1 pseudogene is annotated in these 766 nt (G+C 24.2%); it reads right to left on the bottom strand.

The features are described from left to right. Window positions 1-710, bottom strand: a pseudogene (locus ETU08_RS00575) (hypothetical protein); the annotation flags it as partial. Window positions 711-766 lie beyond the last annotated feature (56 nt).

Below are 766 nucleotides of genomic sequence, written 5' to 3'. Positions count from 1 at the left end.
AATTCTTCATAATTAAATTTCCCTTTATTTTTTAAAGAATATAAGTCTAAATCCGTATTCTCTATTACCCAATTTAATAATTTCTTATCTTCGGTATAGCCAAAAGTAGTTACTAAACTACGCATAAATTGTGCATCGTTAGTTATTAACCAAGCAAATTGGCTTTTATCATCATTAAATAAATATTTATTCCTGGATATTAATAGTTGTTTATTAAAGCGTCTCTGCTTAGCTAAATCTGGCACATCTTTCCATCTTTGTACAAAAAGAGTATCTCCATTTTCTATTTTTTTAGTTTTGAGTGTATTTTCAATTTTTGAAATTTCAGGATATTCTTTTTGATAATCTATTAATTCTGGAATGAAATAAGCCTCTGAAATAAATGAGTTTTTTAAATCTATCTGTATAGGAGCGTGATAACTCATAACTCCATCAAAACTTGTTTGATATACAATTTTATCTAGAACACATGGATATTCTAATAATATAGTTTCAATTTCATCATTAGAATATCCATTAAAATATGAATTTATATATTGTTTGAATTTATTATTATCAGGTTTTTTATACCCTGAATTTAATAATATTTTAACAATTTCTAGTCTTATTTCATTAAAATCATCCATGGTGTAATTATAATCTGAATAAGAATCTAATCCTATTTCTTTCACTGATTCGCCAGATAGAATTTGTTTTTCAATTATATTCATATTTATTTTATCAGAATTAGTTTGACAATTAATACAAATAATCATCAGTAAGGTTA

The organism is Apibacter muscae (assembly GCF_007845635.1).
Lineage (GTDB): Bacteria > Bacteroidota > Bacteroidia > Flavobacteriales > Weeksellaceae > Apibacter > Apibacter muscae.
The sequence above is the reverse complement of the archived record's forward strand: the minus strand, read 5'-3'. Positions and strand labels throughout refer to the sequence as shown.